At 64.3% G+C, this 17,040-nt stretch carries 13 protein-coding genes and 1 tRNA gene; 3 read left to right on the forward strand and 11 right to left on the reverse strand.

Going from position 1 to position 17,040, the window contains the following annotated elements; all coding sequences use genetic code 11:
* Window position 1: 1 nt before the first annotated feature.
* From ACT6SE_RS19845 to ACT6SE_RS19855, 3 genes are all read right to left on the reverse strand, one after another.
* The gene (locus ACT6SE_RS19845; protein WP_046432995.1) at window positions 2-1,402 is read right to left on the reverse strand and encodes a TPM domain-containing protein; all 1,401 of its coding nucleotides are present in this window, start codon (window positions 1,400-1,402) and stop codon (window positions 2-4) included.
* Between the two features lie 2 nt (window positions 1,403-1,404).
* Window positions 1,405-3,243: a M3 family metallopeptidase gene (locus ACT6SE_RS19850; RefSeq protein ID WP_046432998.1), complete on the reverse strand. Its 1,839-nt coding sequence runs from the start codon at window positions 3,241-3,243 to the stop codon at window positions 1,405-1,407.
* 73 nt (window positions 3,244-3,316) lie between these two features.
* Entirely contained in the window at window positions 3,317-3,829 is a 513-nt protein-coding gene (locus ACT6SE_RS19855; RefSeq protein ID WP_014648744.1) for a hypothetical protein, read from the reverse strand.
* 82 nt (window positions 3,830-3,911) lie between these two features.
* Here ACT6SE_RS19855 and ACT6SE_RS19860 point away from each other — a divergent pair, with 82 nt between their 5' ends.
* Window positions 3,912-4,538, forward strand: coding sequence for a YiiX/YebB-like N1pC/P60 family cysteine hydrolase (locus tag ACT6SE_RS19860; protein WP_041863935.1), 627 nt, complete (start codon window positions 3,912-3,914; stop codon window positions 4,536-4,538).
* A gap of 54 nt (window positions 4,539-4,592) precedes the next feature.
* On the opposite strand, the gene ACT6SE_RS19865 is transcribed toward ACT6SE_RS19860, so the two are convergent.
* Window positions 4,593-4,757 (reverse strand): hypothetical protein, encoded by a 165-nt coding sequence (locus tag ACT6SE_RS19865; RefSeq protein ID WP_005414774.1) that lies wholly within the window; start codon window positions 4,755-4,757, stop codon window positions 4,593-4,595.
* Between the two features lie 322 nt (window positions 4,758-5,079).
* Between ACT6SE_RS19865 and ACT6SE_RS19870 the strand changes: the two genes are divergently transcribed.
* Entirely contained in the window at window positions 5,080-5,769 is a 690-nt protein-coding gene (locus ACT6SE_RS19870; RefSeq protein ID WP_041863936.1) for an EcsC family protein, read from the forward strand.
* A gap of 63 nt (window positions 5,770-5,832) precedes the next feature.
* Here the strand turns inward: ACT6SE_RS19870 and ACT6SE_RS19875 are convergent, their stop codons facing one another.
* Window positions 5,833-7,257 (reverse strand): short-chain fatty acid transporter, encoded by a 1,425-nt coding sequence (locus ACT6SE_RS19875; RefSeq protein ID WP_080342783.1) that lies wholly within the window; start codon window positions 7,255-7,257, stop codon window positions 5,833-5,835.
* 478 nt (window positions 7,258-7,735) lie between these two features.
* A complete protein-coding gene (gene ubiA / locus ACT6SE_RS19880) occupies window positions 7,736-8,629 on the reverse strand; it encodes a 4-hydroxybenzoate octaprenyltransferase (RefSeq protein ID WP_014648747.1) in 894 nt (297 codons plus the stop codon).
* Window positions 8,630-8,778: 149 nt separating this feature from the next.
* On the opposite strand from ubiA, the gene ACT6SE_RS19885 reads away from it, so the two are divergent.
* A tRNA-Arg gene (locus ACT6SE_RS19885) sits at window positions 8,779-8,855 on the forward strand.
* A gap of 82 nt (window positions 8,856-8,937) precedes the next feature.
* On the opposite strand, the gene ACT6SE_RS19890 is transcribed toward ACT6SE_RS19885, so the two are convergent.
* From ACT6SE_RS19890 to ACT6SE_RS19910, 5 genes are all read right to left on the reverse strand, one after another.
* Window positions 8,938-9,387 (reverse strand): hypothetical protein, encoded by a 450-nt coding sequence (locus ACT6SE_RS19890; protein ID WP_046433003.1) that lies wholly within the window; start codon window positions 9,385-9,387, stop codon window positions 8,938-8,940.
* Window positions 9,384-9,818, reverse strand: coding sequence for a hypothetical protein (locus ACT6SE_RS19895; protein WP_046433006.1), 435 nt, complete (start codon window positions 9,816-9,818; stop codon window positions 9,384-9,386). The genes ACT6SE_RS19890 and ACT6SE_RS19895 overlap by 4 nt, the downstream gene beginning before the upstream one ends.
* A 956-nt stretch (window positions 9,819-10,774) precedes the next feature.
* Window positions 10,775-11,248: a hypothetical protein gene (locus ACT6SE_RS19900; RefSeq protein WP_444811041.1), complete on the reverse strand. Its 474-nt coding sequence runs from the start codon at window positions 11,246-11,248 to the stop codon at window positions 10,775-10,777.
* Between the two features lie 33 nt (window positions 11,249-11,281).
* A protein-coding gene (locus tag ACT6SE_RS19905; RefSeq protein ID WP_087944428.1) for an IS3-like element ISStma9 family transposase occupies window positions 11,282-12,423 on the reverse strand; the annotation gives its coding sequence in 2 pieces (ribosomal slippage) (window positions 11,282-12,186 and window positions 12,186-12,423; 1,143 coding nt in all).
* 60 nt (window positions 12,424-12,483) lie between these two features.
* The gene (locus ACT6SE_RS19910; RefSeq protein WP_444811042.1) at window positions 12,484-16,905 is read right to left on the reverse strand and encodes an RHS repeat-associated core domain-containing protein; all 4,422 of its coding nucleotides are present in this window, start codon (window positions 16,903-16,905) and stop codon (window positions 12,484-12,486) included.
* Window positions 16,906-17,040 lie beyond the last annotated feature (135 nt).

Raw genomic sequence — 17,040 nt, forward strand, 5'->3', positions numbered from 1 at the left:
ACTACCAGCTGCCCGACGCACCACCTCCGCCGCTGCGGCCGCCGCCTCCGGACCAGCTGCTGGAGCTGCTCGCAGACGAACTTGATGACGGGGAGCTGGACGCACCGCGGTGGCCGACGGATGATCTGCGGCTGCCGCGTGCCTTCTCACCGGGCAGCATGGTGAAAATCCAGGCGAAGTACAGCACGAGCGTGCCGGCACTCCACCCGATCGTCGCGGCAAGGCGTGCCACCGGGTCGGCGCGATCAATGGCCAGCAGTGCGAAGAGCACGTAGCCAGCGGTCAGCAGCAAGAGCACTGCGAACCTCACCCCGAAGCTGCGGCGGTCCTTGTGCCAGCGCGCGCGGCACGCCTGCACGAGGAAGAACAGCAGCATGGCTACGATGCCTGCCGCCAGGTCCAGCAACGTGTGCAGGGCCAGACTGGGCGGCAACTGGCCACGCAGCATCATCATCACCAAGAACCCCGAACTGACCCCGAGCATGCCGAGCAGCACCACGCGCACACCTCGGCTGCGGCGCCAGCACCAGCCAAGCAGGCTCGCCACCGGTACGCACAACGCCAATACGAGGCAGACCGCTGCCAATGCCTGGCGTGGCGCCCACATAGCCGCCGACAGCAGACCCGCGGCTACCACAGCCGTCACCAGCAGCGGGCGACCCCAGGCCGGCAATCGCTTCGGGCGCGCCTGCGGCGTGGTGACCTCGCGTGGCGCTCCACGCTGGCGCTCGCGGTGCCTGCGTGCGAGGTCGTCCGGCATCCTGGCCGCGGGCGCCGAGGGCGGTGAGCGCCACAGACCCGCAAGGAAGCCGGCCAGCAGCGTCAGTGCAACCACGGAATCCGCGCTGCGCCAATCGGCCGGCAACACGTTGCGCATCGCTGGCGCTTCCCAGGCCGGCAGGTCCTCGCCATCGATCAGCGCGACCACGACCTTCGTTCCATCCAGCAGGCCCTGGTCAAGGTCGCCATCGCGGAAACGCGGCACGATCGCCTTGTCGATGATGCGGGCGGCATAGGCATCTGGAATCGCGCCCTCCAGACCGTAACCGGTCTGGATGCGTACCCGGCGGTCCTGCACGGCCACGAGCAGCAGCACGCCATCGTCAACGCCTTCGCGGCCCAGCTGCCACTGGTCGAACACCCGCTGTGCGTAGGCCTCGATGCCCTCGTCGCCAGCATGGTCGACCACCAGCACCTGCAGCTGCGCGCCGGTGCGTGCCTGCAACTTGAAGGCCTGCGTGCGCAGTATGTCGCGGGTATCCGCCGAAAGTGCGTTGGCGGCGTCCACCACCGGGTCATCCAGCGCAGGGACCGCAGCACCGGCCATCACCACCATCGGCAACAGGCACAACAGCATCAACAGCCATGCCGTGGCCCGGGTGCACGTCGTCCTGCGCAGCATCTTCACGTGCCCTGCCCTGCCTCGATCCGCGCATGCAGCGCCTGCAGCTGCGCGGCCGCCTGATTGAACACCTGCATATCGGCATCGACCAGCGCCGGCCAGTCGGGCGCGTGCCCCAGCAACTGCGCCACCTGCTCGGTCGGCGCACGATCGAAACCTTCACCCAGCACCGCGAGATAGCGTTCACGGAACCCTGCCGGGTCGCGTTGATCCTGCACGAACAGCTGCACGGCCAGCAGCCCTGCATAGAGGTAGTTCACCAGATAGTTGGGGTCGTCATACATCAGGCGCTTGCCGATCCAGCCGTTGCGCAGCTGCGGATAGCGCTCCGGGTCCTGACCGAAGCGCGCCAGCACCCGGCCGGTCAACGCGTCCAGGTCATCGGCGGTACCCAGCGTGTTGTCCGCCACGCCCTCGTAGATCGACTGCTCCAGCTGCGCCTCTTCGGAAGACGTGAACAGCTGCAGCACCATATCGTCCAGCAGTGACTTCAGGTAATAGGCCTTGGCCCGCGGGTCCTCTGCCTGCTGGTACAGCTGGTCGCGGAAGCGCAGTTCGTTGTAGATGGCGAAGGCCTCGGTCAGCCACTGGCTGCCATTGCGCTGCAGCGGCGAGGCATGGCCGCGCTGCATCCACTCACCGTGCATGGCATGACCGGCTTCATGGGCGATCTCGACATCGCTTTCCAGATCACCACGGCGCACGCCAACGAACAGCATTGCCGGCACGCCGGGAGCGCTTACCGAGAACGCATCCTGGCTGCGGTCACCACGTTCGGTGGCCAGATCCATGCGCCGGTTGGCCGGATCGAGCAGCGCACGCAGCTCACTGACGTATGCCGGCCCCAGGTGCTGCATGGCATCGGCGGCATTGTCGCGCAGCTGCGCCAGCGTCAGTACCGGCGGCATATAGCCGGCATCGGGCAACGTGGTATCCCAGAGCTGCGGCGCATCGATGCCTGAACGCGCGGCGTGGCGCAGCAGCATGTCCTGGTAGGCGCGACGGTCCCGTGCATGGCGTTCGATCGCCTGCAGCGTAGCATCCACCGCCGATGCATCCAGGCCCATGCGCTGGTAGCCCCGCGCCGGTGCAGAACCATCGCCCTGCAGGCGCGCGGCGGCATCGTTCACCTGCACCAGGCCCAGAAGCACCGAGGCCATCGGCTCGCGGCGCGAGTGCAGGCCCTGCCAGTAACCCTTCCAGCCCGCTTCCCGCAACGCGCGGTCCCGCTGCTGGGCCAGTGCCTGCTTGTCGTGCCCGGTGTCCCAGTGCCGACCATCACGCTCGATCTGCGGGTACTCGGCACTGCGCAGGATCTGCCCACGCAGCCGTGCGAAACTGTCCAGCGCCGGATCGGCCAGGGCCTCCACGGCCTCATCCAGTGCGGTACTGGCCGGTGCTGCGGCGTCCTTCAGCGCACGCGCGCGCAGGAAGGCATACGGTGCTGCCCACGCCGCGTCTGCGGGCGCTTCGCGCAGCGCCGCGCGGCCGGTGTGGGCGATGCGGCTGCACAGCCCCATCACCTGGTCCAGCGCCTGCGTCGGGCGATGGTCACGGGCGTTGCGTGCGGCCTGCAGATGCAGATAGCTGTGATGGCGCAGGCACTGCGCCTGCAGTGCCTCGGCCTGATGGAAGCGTTGCGCAGGTGCAAGCGCGGAAGCCTGCTGCAGGGCCTCGACACGCTTGCCCAGCTCGCCGCGCGCGGCCTGTTCGGCTGCCGCACTGGCGAAGTAGGCGCTATCGTCGGCCGGCAGCGACTGCGCCTGGACGCCGGTGAAGGGTGCCATTGCCAGCATGACAGTCATGGTGGCGGTGATGGTGCACATCCTGCGAGCCTGCATCGGCGTCTCCCTGCCTGGATCAGGCTCCGAGCCTAGCAGCCCCCGCCCGGCCGCGCCTGTGCCGGGACAGGCATCAGATCGACTCATCCTCGCGCTTGACCAGCGTCCAGCAGGGCGACTGCGCGAAGGTGTAGGTCTGCTGGTCGCTGCTGTCCGGCGTGCGGATCTGTACCTGTCGTTGCCCATCGGCCAGCGTGCTGACCTGCATCTCGCGGCCCTGCCCGGCCAACGCGGCGGGATCGGGCATCACCGGCCACTCGACATCGGCCAGCGCCAGGCGGCTTTCCACCTTGCGCGGTTCCGGCTCGGCCTCGGCATCGATGTAGCTGTCCAGCAGCGGATCGGCGGTGGCCTTTTCCTGCAGCGCGATCTCGTTGCCGAAGTGCTTCAGGAACGCATCGAACTGCGAGTAGGGGCATTCACCGCTGGCAGGCACCGGTGCGGGCTGGACCGCTGCCGCCGTGGACGACGGCGCGGGATGTGCAGGCGCCACTTCCGTGGGCGTCACCTGGGCCTCGGGCGTGCAGGCAACCAGGGCCACGCCACAGGCAAGCATCAGCACGGCAGCGGAACGGTTTCGACGCATGGGCTCATCCTGAATCCGGTTGGGTCGTCCCATGCTACCGCGCGCCCTACAATTCCGGCACTCCGCCTGTCCGAGACTCTCCATGCGTCGCCTCCTGCTCATGATCGGCCTGCTGTTGCCCGCCCTGTGGCCAGCGCTGGCGATGGCCGTCGATGTCCACGAAGGCGATCTGCTGTTCGTCACCGCCGGCCGCAGCGGCCTCAGTGCGGCCATCGACGATGCCACCGGCAAGCAGGGCGCGCCCAGCTTCGATCATGTGGCCCTGGTCGCTGTGGCGCCAAACGGCTGGGAGGTACTGCATGCGGACGAAAAGGGATCGCGTCGGCAATCGCTGGTCGAGTTCCGCCAGAGCGCCCGGGCCAAGCAGCGGCAGATCGTGGTCTATCGCCTGCGGGCACCGCAGCAGGCGGCGATCAAGGATGCGGTCGCCACCGCGCGCATGATGCTGGGCAAGCCGTACAACACGTCGTATGTGTTGAACGAGGACAGCTACTACTGTTCCGACTTCATCGAGCGTGCGTTCCGTGCGCACCATGTGTTCGCGCTGCAGCCGATGAACTTCCGCAATCCGCAGACCGGGCAGATCGCACAGCATTGGGTCGATCTGTACCGCGGCATGGGCATGGAGGTGCCGCAGGATCAGCCCGGCACCAATCCCAATGACATGTCGGCCGCGCCGGTGCTGCAACGCATCGGCGTGCTGGAATAAGCGAAGCCCCGCGCGCGGCGGGGCTTCGGGGGTTGCCCAGGGTGGGTACCGACGTCACTCTTCCTCGTCCTGCCCACCTTGCTGCTGATTGCGCTGGTTGCGCTGCTGCTGTTCCTGCTGCTGTTGCTGCTGCTGGTCGCGGCCACGGCCCTGCTGCTGATCCTGCTGGTTCTGCTGGCCCTGCTGCTTCTGGTTCGGGTTCTGGTTCTGCTGTGCCATGTCCGATCTCCAAAGCCACGCGCGGAATGCGGTGGACGGGGCCATCGTCTGCAGCGAAGAGTTAATCGCGCGTTGGCGGACAGCTACACCTGTGTGTACGCGCGTGAATGAACACGCGAAAGTCCTTGCGGCACAAGCCGCTGAAGGATTCATGCGGGTTCGGCATGTCCTTATGTGGTAATGACAGGAGCACGTATTCAGTGCTGTAGGGCGCACCGGAATGCGCGAGCGTTCGCTCAAGAATGGCTACCCGAAGCCGATAGGCTGCGGACGGGCTGCTATGGACGGCCCATCTTTCCAAGCATCAACAAGGAACGTCTAAATGAACGCCGTGGTTGCAGAAGCAAGTGACTCTCGCCTCCTCAAAGCGGTCGAGAGCATCGCGATCAGTCCCGCAGACGCGAAGGCCCTCGTCACCCAGTACAGGCGCCAGATTCTCTCCCGGGATCCAACACGCGGCCAGCACGAGGTTGCAGGGTTGGTGGCCGACAAGATCATCAGCCGTTATTGCCGGATGTCAGCCACCACGGGGGGAGCGACTGCTCTGACCGGGGTCATCCCGGGAATTGGTACGGCCCTGGCAATGGTTGGCGGTGGTCTCGCCGATGCAAGCATCAGCATGAAACTGCAGGTCGACATGACCATGTGCTTGGCTGAGGCCTATGGATGGGACGTGAATGGCGAAGACGCCAGGCACCTGGCTTTTCTCATCGCCGCAGGAGGTTCTCTGGAGAAGCTCGGCGTCGAAGCGTCGACTCGGATCGCCTCAAATGCTGGCGTAAAGATGGTCCGTCAGTACTTGAAGGGCGCCGTGTTGCAAGCTCTCAAGGAACTCTTCAAGAAGATCGGCATCACCTTTACCCGCAAGGCGCTGGAAAAAGCCATTCCGTTCGGCATCGGAGTCGTCATCGGCTCAGGGGCCAACTATGCGTTGACCAAGTATGTTGGCAATACTGCGCGAAGCTGGTTCGAAGCGGATGCCGCACTGGGCAACAAGCCCAATGAAATCTGAGCAGCGCGCGTTCTGGCCATGCGGCTTTCAAAGCAGGAAGCCGCATGATCCGGGGATACTGGACTACGGCATCACCGGTGGTACATACGCCAGGGTCATGCCCAGCAGCCACAACAGGCCCAGCACCAGCGGGATGTGCACCAGCAATTGGATGAAGGTGAAGCCCACGATGTCGCGTGCCTTCAGGCCCAGCACGCCCAGCAGCGGCAGCATCCAGAACGGGTTGATCAGGTTGGGCAGGGCTTCGGCCGCGTTGTAGACCTGCACCGCCCAGCCCAGGTGCGCCTTCAGTTCGTTGGCGGCCTGCATCACGTACGGCGCCTCGATGATCCACTTGCCGCCACCGGACGGCACGAAGAAGCCCAGCACGGCCGAATAGACGCCCATCACCAGCGCGAACGAATCGGTGCTGGCCACGTGCACGAACAGGCTCGACAGCCGGTGCGCCAGGGTCTGCCCGTCACCGCCAGCGGCGTGGGTGAGGATCATCGCGATGCCGCCGTACAGCGGGAACTGGATCAGCACGCCGGTGGTACTCGGCACCGCCTTGGCCACCGCGTTGAGGAAGCTGCGCGGGCGCCAGTGCAGCAGCAGGCCCAACGAGATGAACAGGAAGTTGTAGGTATTGAGGTTGGCGATGGCGGTGATCACCGGCTTGTTGGCGAACTCGTTGAACAGCCAGCCGAACGCCAGCAGCGAGAGCAGCACGGTCAGCAGCGGGCTGTATTCCAGCCATTCGCCCGGGCGCGTGCGTCGCTGCAGCGGTTGCGGCTCGGCCTGTGCAGCACCGGGGAACTCCTCGGCGGTACGCGCACTACCCGCCGCGGGTGCCGTCAGCCAGGCGATCAGCAGCGAGACCAGGATCAGCACCGAGGTCAGCGCGATCGACTGCCACAGGAAGATGGTTTCGGTGAACGGCAGCACGCCGGTGATCTCCACCAGCCCCGGCGGCATGCTGGCCGGGTTGGCCTGCAGCTGTGCGGCCGAGGAACTGAGCCCCATTGCCCACACCGCACCCAGGCCGAGGTACGCCGAAGCACCGGCGGCGCGGTAGTCCATGCGCAGTTCGGTACGACGGGCCAGCGCACGCACCAGCAGGCCACCGAACACCAGCGAGAACCCCCAGCTGAGCAGCGAGGCGAGCATGCTGACCAGGCCCACGTACAGCACCGCACCGCGGCCGGTACGCGGCACCCGGGCGAGGAAATCGATGAAGCGTGCGACCACCGGCGCCGTCGCCACGGCGTAGCCACCGATGACCACGAAGGCCATCTGCATGGTGAAGGGAATCAGGCTCCAGAAGCCGTCACCGAAGGCGCTGGCGGTGGCCTGCGGGGTCGAGCCGAAGCCCATCGCGGCCAGCGCGACGATGACCACGCCCAGCACCGCGAACACATACGCGTCGGGGAACCACTTTTCCGCCCAGGCGGCCGAACGCAGCGCTGCGCGCGCCATCCAGCCGTCCTGTACTGCTGCCGTAGAGGCCATCGCCTACCCTCCCAGGTTCGATGGATCGATTCTGGGCGGTGGGGTGCGGGCTGTCAGCCACCTATTGGTCGTAGGCGGCACAGAACGGTAGTGCCGGCCGCTGGCCGGCAATTTCCCAATCGGGATGGTCGTGCAGCCGGCCAGCGGCCGGCTCTACCAGATCCAGGCATCATCGCAGGTGGTGGAAGGCGGTGGTGCCGGCCGCTGGCCGGCAACCTCGGGATCGCGCACGGGTGCAGCCGGCCAGCGGCCGGCTCTACCAGATCCAAGCATCACCGCAGGTGGTGGAAGGCGGTAGTGCCGGCCGCTGGCCGGCAACTTCGGGATCGCGCACGGGTGCAGCCGGCCAGCGGCCGGCTCTACCAGATCCAAGCATCATCGCAGGTGGTGGAAGGCGGTAGTGCCGGCCGCTGGCCGGCAACCTCGGGATCGCGCACGGGCGCAGCCGGCCAGCGGCCGGCTCTACCAGGCCTTGGGATCAACGCAGCGCCAGGTCCGCGGCGATGCCGGCAAACAGCGCGGCACCCACCCAGTTGTTGTGCAGGAACGCCTTGAAGCACGGGCCGCGTTCGCGGTTGCGGCAGATCCAGAACTCGTACACCACCAGCGCGGTGGCCACGGCCACGCCGGCCAGGTAGTACCCGCCCAGCCCGCCGCGCACGCCGACCAGCGCCATCGTGGCCAGGAACAGTGCGTACAGCACGCCCTGGATGACCAGGTCGAGATCACCGAACAGGATCGCGGTGGAGTGCGAGCCCATCTTCAGGTCGTCCTCGCGGTCGACCATGGCGTACCAGGTGTCGTAGGCGGTGGACCACAGGATGTTGCCGGCATACAGCAGCCAGCCCAGCATCGGCACCTCGCCCTGCACGGCGGCGAACGCCATCGGGATGCCCCAGCCGAACGACATGCCCAGGTAGACCTGCGGCAGATGGGTGTAGCGCTTCAGGTACGGATAGCTGGCAGCCAGGAACACGCCGATGAAGCTCAGGCCGATGGTCAGCCCGTTCAGGGTCAGCACCAGGCCGAACGCCACCAGCATCAGTACGGCGAACAGCGCCAGCGCGGCACGGCCGCTGATCGCACCGGTGGCCAGCGGGCGCGCCTTGGTGCGCTCCACATGCGGGTCGAGCCAGCGGTCGGCGTAGTCGTTGATGACGCAACCGGCCGAGCGGGTCAGCCACACGCCGGCGGTGAACACGAACAGCGTCCACAGCGGCGGCAGGCCGCCCGCGGCCAGCCACAACGCCCACCAGGTGGGCCACAGCAGCAGCAGCGTGCCGATCGGGCGATCAGCGCGCATCAGACTCCAGTAATGCCGCCAACGCGGCGTCGCCGGCGACTGCGGCGAAGTGAGGGGGGTATCAGCCATGGCGATAGGATACTCCTGCCCCTCCGGCACGGCTTTGCCCGTGGGGGGAGATTTGTTCGGCGAAACTGGATAGAATGCCGGTCCCGCACCGCTTCATGGCGTTGCGATGCCCGCCCCGGCACCGGCCGACGGCGCGGCGGTTCTACAACGCGCCCGTAGCTCAGCCGGATAGAGTAGTGGCTTCCGAAGCCATTGGTCGGGGGTTCGAATCCCTCCGGGCGCGCCATTTTTCCTTCATTGCCTGTACGCAGCGTCCCAACTGGGCGATGCTGCGATGTCGCGAGGTGTCCGGCACGCCGCCAGGAATGTCAGGGAATGAACGTTGCCGAGCGATGCTCGCAACCGGCTGCATCCCGTACCACGATGGAGTACTCCGTGTCCGCACTGGATTGGCCGGGCAGGAACACGCCATCACCATCGAACAAAACGCTCTGCTGTTCACCCTGCCCGATCGACAGCCCGATCGCTCCCGGTGTGATTTCCTCAAGGATCACGTTGTAAGGTCGCCAGGCATCCTCGCCTTTACGCCTCATCTCTGCGCGAGCGGTCCTTGAGTTCAACCTGCGTCTCTCATCCACCCACAGCTGAAGCGGCTGATCAGCGTTGTGGGTGATCTGGAAGCGCCCGTAGGTCAGTCCGTCGACTCTCTCGGTGCCGACGTAGGTGAAATGGGCCGGTGGACACTTCGTGGTGCGGTTCGGATGCGCCGCACAGGATGTCAGTGCAACCACGAGGCAAAAGGCAGTCAGGCGCTTCATGGGTTCGAGGCCTGATGTGGGTTGTTGTCGCGGCGGCAAGCGGCAGTGAGGGCAACCAGCACTGCGCCCCAGAGCGGCGTGAGCAGCACGACGCTCATCACCGTCAGCGAAACCGGTACCTGCCAGAGCAGCGATGGCCTGAATCCGCTGAATCTATAGGCTTCCAGTACAAGCACCACGACCTGGGCCAGAAGGCCCGCGAGCAGCCCTAGGCCTGCCCCCTTGGCAAGCCGCTTGATCGTCAGGCGGCCCGCGGCGGGAACTCGTGCGCCAATTCCCAGCAACAGAAGGCTGACGGCATACAGCCAGAAGAAAACCTGATGTGAGTCGAAGGCGTAAAGCGCCCTGCCCACAAAGTGCAGGAACAGCCAGAGTGCTCCACACGACACCGCGTAGGCCAGCCCGTACCGAAGAATCTGCCTGGCTTTCATCTTGTACCTCTCCGAGGGCGTGCAGGCCGATCGCGTTCTTTGGTGGAGGAGCGCGGGAGCTCATGCACCTTGCATCCCGCTTGGCGCCCTACTCGCGCAACGCATCGCGCAGCGCTCGAGAGTACCTGCCTGCCTCCAGCGTTCGCAGCTGGGCCAGTGGAATCCGATACCTCCTGAACAGTGCGGCCAGTTCTCTTGCAAGCCCCTGGAGCGGAGCGCGTCGAACAATATTGATGAGACCTTTTCCAAGGTATCCAAATTCATCTTCATACTAGACGCCGAATTCGAGTTTCTTAAGGCCAGGCTGGCACTGAGAAGAAGATTGCGACTGCCGGCCCACAGCGGGCATCTGCGCCCCCCAACAGTGGAGGTCATACGGAGAATATCTGAAAATCACTATCTGCATATTTCCCGCGCCCTGCCGAGAACTGCCGCGCTTGCCCGTCCGACTTCGAGCTTTCGTATCAATCCAGCACATTCAGGCCGATCCCCAGTTTTCGCTCCATAGATCACGGGCTCACCCTTCCTATCTACTCCGTCCAAATAGAGCACTGCGCAATCACCAGCGATCGTACCAATGCGCACCGCACGAACCTTCTCGATACTGGCGTCTGGACCGGCTGCACCCTCGCACATCCCACCGTAATACGCACTACTCAGTTCCGCGTAGATGGGTTTCAGCTGCAGCTCCCCTAAGCGGTCATTCTCGCATGCGCTCAGGGCGAGCACACAGACGGACGCGACAGACAAAGCGCGCAGGAAGAAGCCTTTGGCATCGAGAGAACTCTTGAGCAACCCCGATTTCCTTTGACTGTTTTCCATTACCTCCCCAGAACGATCTGCTCGAACGCATTGGTCGCGCTGCGCCGATCTCCCTTGCGGTTGCCGAGCGCGCCATTGGTCGCACACCTGGCGTCATCCGCCAGGCAGTAGGCGGAGCTCGGCGCTTCAGCGCACTATAGCGCCGCCGAGCATCGACCGAATACGTTGGCGGGCTTCTCCCGAAGGCTCACGGCAACCACCCGTTGCTTCTGCTCACCGCAGCCCCCCATCACCCCGTACAGGATGAGAAGTCCCTTGTCGTTGACGTAGCCGATGAACTTGCCCCCACTTTCATCCGGAGCGGCCCTGACGAAGTAGACGCTCTCCCCGGGCGCTGGCTTCAGGTCACTCAACGGCATTGGACCGATCTTCCCTTCAACCTCTGATGCCGATACCACGGCCAGCGAATGCTTCAACATCCACTCCGCAATGGCTGCTTCACTATCAGGATCAAGCGTGGAAATGCGGTCAAGCGGCAGAGTCGTTGAATTGCCAGGGAAAATCGCACCGGACGAAACATCTACCCAGTCCGACTTCCATTCCGTATGTTGAAACTGGTGAATGCTGCAGCCCCCCAGCATTGGCAAGAGCAGCACCGCTGCACGCAAGATATGAATCGCCCAGGGTTTTCTAGACAGTCGTCAGCCGTTTAGTGCGTACTGCTTCTCGAACTCTACCGGGGACAGCCCGTCGTTGGAACTGTGCCGCCGTTTTGGGTTGTAGAACATCTCGATGTACTGGAAGACGTCGGCCCGTGCCTCGTCGTGATTGCTGTAGATCCTCCGCTTAATACGCTCCCGCTTCAGTAGCTGGAAGAAGCTCTCCATCGCTGCGTTGTCATGGCAGTTTCCTCGTCGACTCATGCTGCACACGATGTCGTGCTCGCGCAGGAAGCTCTGCCAGTCTTCGCTGGTGAACTGGGTTCCCTGGTCGGAGTGAAGCAGAAGCCCGGGGCTTGGCTTGCGCCGCCACACTGCAGCCAATAGCGCCTGCAAAACCAGGTCCGTATGTTGAGTTGGTCGGGTTGCCCATCCAACGACCTGACGCGAAAACAGATCAAGCACTACCGCCAAGTACAGGAAGCCGTCGTACGTGCGGATGTAGGTGATGTCCGTGACCCACGCGCGATTTGGCTCACTGACTTTGAAGCCGCGAGCCAGAACGTTCTTGGCGACTGATCCAACAGGGCCGCTCAATGGGCGTGGTCGCCGACCGTAGCCGACCATTGCCCGCAGCCCCTCGCTCTTCATCAAGCGTGCCACGCGATGACGACTACACGTCTCGCCAAGCTCGCGCAGATCTGTGGTCACTTTGCGGTGGCCATACACAGAGCCGCTTTCCAGCCAGCTGTGCTTGATTAGGCCGAGCAACCGCTGATCGTCCTTGTCGCGAGCGCTTGCCGGCTCTTTTAGCCAGGCGTAGTAGCCACTGCGATGGACGCCAAGCATCCGACACATCGCCGCGAGGCCGAACTCATCTGCGTGTTGCTTCATGAAGGCGTACTTTGCTCTTACCCCTTTGCAAAGTACGCGGCGGCTTTTTTTAGGATGTCTCGCTCTTCAGTGACCCTGCGTAGCTCAGCCTTGAGGCGGCGCACTTCCGCGTTCTGGTCCTGCTCGACACGCCGGCCAACATCGCCTTTGCCTTGTTGCCGCTTCCAGCCGTAAAGACTATGGATCGACACGCCCAGTCGCTCGGCAACCTCCGCTACCGGACGGCCGTACTCAACGATCTGTCGGACCGCCTCGATCTTGAACTCATCGGTGTACCGCTTCGTGCTCATAACCACCTCCGCCTAAGCCATAGTTTATGGCTGCGAGGTGTCTACGGAACCCTGGGCGATTCAAATTGACTGCGCCAGCGATTCAACAGACATGCTTCTACCATCCGGCCCTATGAAGTTATTTCCGTTGTGGTGAATGCTAATGGTAAGCATATTCGGGGGCGACGGAATCATTTTATTGCCCAGATAAGAATCAGGATTGTCGTGGGGTGGAATATAGTTTAGGTCGGTGAGCCCGTGAGGGTCGACCCGCCTTGCCGGGGAAGCGCTAGCGTACCCATAGGTCGAGATCCCCCCCATCAACCCAATCGGATCACTCTGCGAATACCGCCCCACAGCCGGGTCGTATTCACGCTGGTAGTTGTAGAACAACCCACTCACATCCGTCGCCTGCTGGCCCGGAAAACGCAACGCCAGCTCGAACACCACACCATCGCCATCCGGGTCGGTACTCGGAATCTGGTTGCCGAACACTTCGCTCTTGTTGCTCCACTCCCAGATCGCCACATCGCGCGCCGGGTCGATCACTACGCGCGGTGTGCCCAGGTGATCCGGCTGCACGTAGGCAAGTTCCGGCACGCCGGTAGCCGGCATGTTGATCAACGCCACCGGGTAGTTGTCCAGCCAGATGGCCTGCTGCTCCGCCTGGCCTGTGGCCGAGTAGTTGCCCAGCCACTGCCCTGCTTCGTCGTACAGGGTGATCTGCGCTGCACCACCGGCCGGGGTACGCAGCACGCGCTCGCCGCGGTGGTTGTAACCGTAGCTTTCCAGCACGGCATCACCTTGCTTCACCGCGTTCATGCGGTTGGCATCGTTGTAGATGAACGACTTGCCGCCGATGCGGGTGGTGTTGCCCACCGCGTCATGGTCGCGCGCTTCGCCGTCCACGGCGGTCAGCCGGTGGCTGGTTGCGGGATAGGTGTAGCTGGCCGTGCCTGCCGAGGTGGTCAGCGCGGTGCGATTGCCGGTGGCGTCGTAGGCATAGGTTTCAATCGGCGTGCCTGTCGTCCCGTCCTGGGTCTGGGTCAGGCGACCCAGCGCGTCGTAGGCGTACTTGGCCAGCACCGACGAGCCTGCGCCGTTCTTCAGCTCGGTGATCGAACCGACGGGATCGTAGCCATAGCCCAGCGACAGGCCGCCTGCGGCCGGGTCATGCACCGCCTGCGGGCGATAGTCCAGGTCCAGCGGACGCTGCAGCTGGCGGCCATTGCCATAGGTCCAGCCCGTCGCCGGGCCGAAGGCCGCATAGGTCACGTTGTTCACCACGATCCGGCGTGCCTGGCCGGGCCGGGTCAGGCCGATCTGGCTGATGCGCCCCTGGGTATCGCGCACGTAGTCGGCCACGCTGCCGTCGGGGTAGGTCAACGCAGTCAGGCGCCCCGACTTGCTGTAGGCATAGCGCAGCGTACTGGCAACGCCGTTGACGGTCTGCACCTTGCGGGTGATCTGGCCGAAGCGGTCGTGGCAGTACTGGGTGCTGCCATTGGCGTGCAGCACCTGCCCCAGGCGCCCCTTGGCGAAGCGCTCGTCTGCGGCACAGGCGGCCGGCGCCACGTCATAGCTGTAGCCCACGTCCAGATTGGGGTCCGGATAGGCAACTCCGATCAAACGGTTCAGCGCATCATAGTGATAGGTGGCGGTGACGCCACGCGCATCGGTAGCGGTCTTGCGATTGCCGGCGGCATCCACGGTGAAGCTGCTGGCGCCACTGTCCGGGCTGACCTGCCCGGTCAGGTCACCGAACCCGTTGTAGGCGTAGGTGGTATGCAGGCCCTTCGGGTCGGTGACCTGGGTGACCTGGTCCAGCGCGTTGTACTGGCTGCGGATCTCCGCTGCCACGCCATCGACATCCTGCAGGGTCTGCGCCAGTCGGTTGAGCGGATCGTACTGCTGGCTGGTCACGCGCTGCAGGGCGTCGGTCACCGTCTGCGGGTTGCCATTGGCATCGTAGGCAAAGCCGGTGGCGTGATTGCCAGCGTCCTTCAGCGCGGTCAGCTGGCCGAGCGTGTTGAACGTCCGTGCCAGGGTGCGGCGCAGGGTGCCGCCTGCATCCAGCGTGTCTTCCTTGAGGCGGTTGCCGGCGTTGTCCAGCGCATAGTGAATGGTGTTGCCCGCACTGTCCGCGATGTCCGTCAGCCGCTGGGCGGCGTCGTAGACATAGGTAACGCTGCTGCCGTCAGGCTCGGTGACCTGTTGGACCTGGCCGGTCGGCCAGTAGCTGATCTGGGTCACCCGGTCCTCGGCTGTGGTGGCACCGCGCACGGTGACCGAGGTCGGCCAGCCGCGCGCATGGTAGGTGTAATCGGTGACCACGCCGTTGGCATCCTTGACCGACAACGGCCGCCCGAACGCGTCGTAGGCCAAGGTCTCGACCGTCTGGCCCAGCGCATTGGTCACGCTGCGCAGGTCGCCCTTGCGATAACTGCAGGCACCACTGGTCGCGCATCCCGCGTCGTCCGCGGTGTAGTAGGCATAGGTGGAGACATCCGCCACATCACTGCGTGGGCCATCCACGCTACGCAGCAGTCCCACCAGCGGGCACTCCGGGCCCTCTGCCTCACAGTAGGTCTGCGTGGTGACGCGGGTGTCACCGGTCACCCTGTCGCGCACGGTGATGGTGGTCGGCTGGAGGCGCGCATTGCGCGCGATGCGGATCTCACGGTTGCCAACGGTCTGCTGGACCAGCCGATTGCTGTCCATGGCCACGCGCGTTTCGCTGATGCGCTGGTCCGGAGTACCTGCCGCTTCGGTGGTGGTGGTCACACTGACAGCACCTGCGGCAGCGTCGCTGGCCTCCGCATAGGCGTAGTTGGTAACAACGCCACGGCGATCGGTCACTGACTGAAGCCGACGCCGGAAATCGGTGCCCTCGGGCAGATAGGCGCGAGTGATGCTGCCATTGCTTTCGGTGATGCCATTGACCTTGCGCGGAAGGCCACTGGTGCCGCTGGCGGTCAAGGCGTAGGTGCTCTGCTTGCCCAGTGCGTCGGTGACGATGGTGGTGCCTGCCGGGGTGTACTCCAGGCGCACGCCATCAATGCCCACGTCGGCTTGGCTGCAATCGCCGGAATGGCGGCTGCAGGTGACTCGCCCTTGCGTGTCATAGCCGTACCAGCTGTAGCGCTGGTTGTCTTCGGCGGTCACGCCGGTCAGGTAGCCCGGGAAGCGGGCATCCTCATAATGATACGTACGGCTGGCACCGTCTGCATAGGTCGCGGTGATCAGTTCCCCGGCCGGGGAGTAGGCGTAGCTCACCACAGGCTGGCCGGCGATCACCAGGGCCGAGATCAGTGAATCGTCGCCCGGCGCGAGGTACTGGACGTCCACGCGTCGGCCGGTTGAATGGGTGATGCTGAGCAGGCGGCCGCGGCCGTCGTGTGCATAGGTCAGCGACGTTCCGTCTTCGAAATCGCGGCGCTGCATCAAGCCATCAGCATCAAAATGAATGCGCTCTCCGGCACGTGAAAGTTGCCAGTTGGTGCCCTGCTGGACCGCGCGATCGCCGCTTCCGTCCATGGCTTCGTAGCTTGCCCCCACTTTCTGGAATGCGGTCTGCCCGCCATCGGCGCCGATCAGCCCAACTTTCAGTTCGGGGCTGGGAGGGAAGGTGGAATCGTCTACGCCTGCGGTAAGCCGCAGATTGTGGGAATGGGTCCAGCCCGTGCCCAACGCGCCACCCGCCGTGCTTGTCAGGGAGTGATAGTGGCGTTGGAAGTTCACCCATCCAAGGTTGAAATCCGGCTCAGGCTGGGATTTATCGCCAGTGGTCGGGTCACACGGGTTACCAACGGGACACTGCTGCGGCGGCAGCGGCGCGCTTGTGTAGGAGAGCATGGGCGACATGTGCGGCTCGTCCTGCTGGACCAGTGAGCACATCTGCAGGGCCTCATTCCACGTCAGGGACGGTCGATTCGGACAAAGCGCCGTTCTGGCCCGGCGCACACGCTCCCACCCCACTATCGACGAGCATTCTTGGGTGCTCTGATGATAGAAGTTCAAGGTGTAATGGAAATCCTTCTCCTCGTTGGTGACGCTACCGTCGTCGCCCCTGCCAAGTCCAAGGAGCTCCACCCAAGGATCCTCCGTGAGTGAAGTCGCCGGGCACTGCGGGTCGCTGACGCGGGTGGCGAGGATCACGCTACGAATCTGATCTTCGGAGGAGTACTCCTGCCCTGAGTGGATGTAGACCCAGTCGGTAGTAACGATCTTCTCGGGTCTCACCCGGTAGTCGTAGATGACCTTCTTTCCAAGGACGCGTTGGCGTTTGACATGCCAATCGAAGGGTTTGTCCTTTTCGTACTGGGAAAAGAGCGACTTGATGTCCTTCTGCACCGCCGCTTCGGTGGCTCGCGGCTGGCCCATCGACAGGTAGCTCTCCCACTTCTTCTGCACCTCCTGCGCCTGCGCAGCCCAAGGAGCCAAGCTCCCCAGCGCGATCATCGCCAGTGCGGCACACGAAATGGTCTTCAGTCGTTCCAACATCCCTGTTCTCCTTCCTGGACAAACACAGCACCGGCAGGAACGAGAACGTGGGGCGGTTGCCTCACCACGTCATGCTTCGGATCGTCCCTGGTCCGGAATGCGGCCTGACCGCATGGGGGACGTTATCTCCGATGT

Origin of the sequence: Stenotrophomonas sp. LC732 (assembly GCF_052446685.1) — a bacterium.
GTDB lineage: Bacteria > Pseudomonadota > Gammaproteobacteria > Xanthomonadales > Xanthomonadaceae > Stenotrophomonas > Stenotrophomonas muris.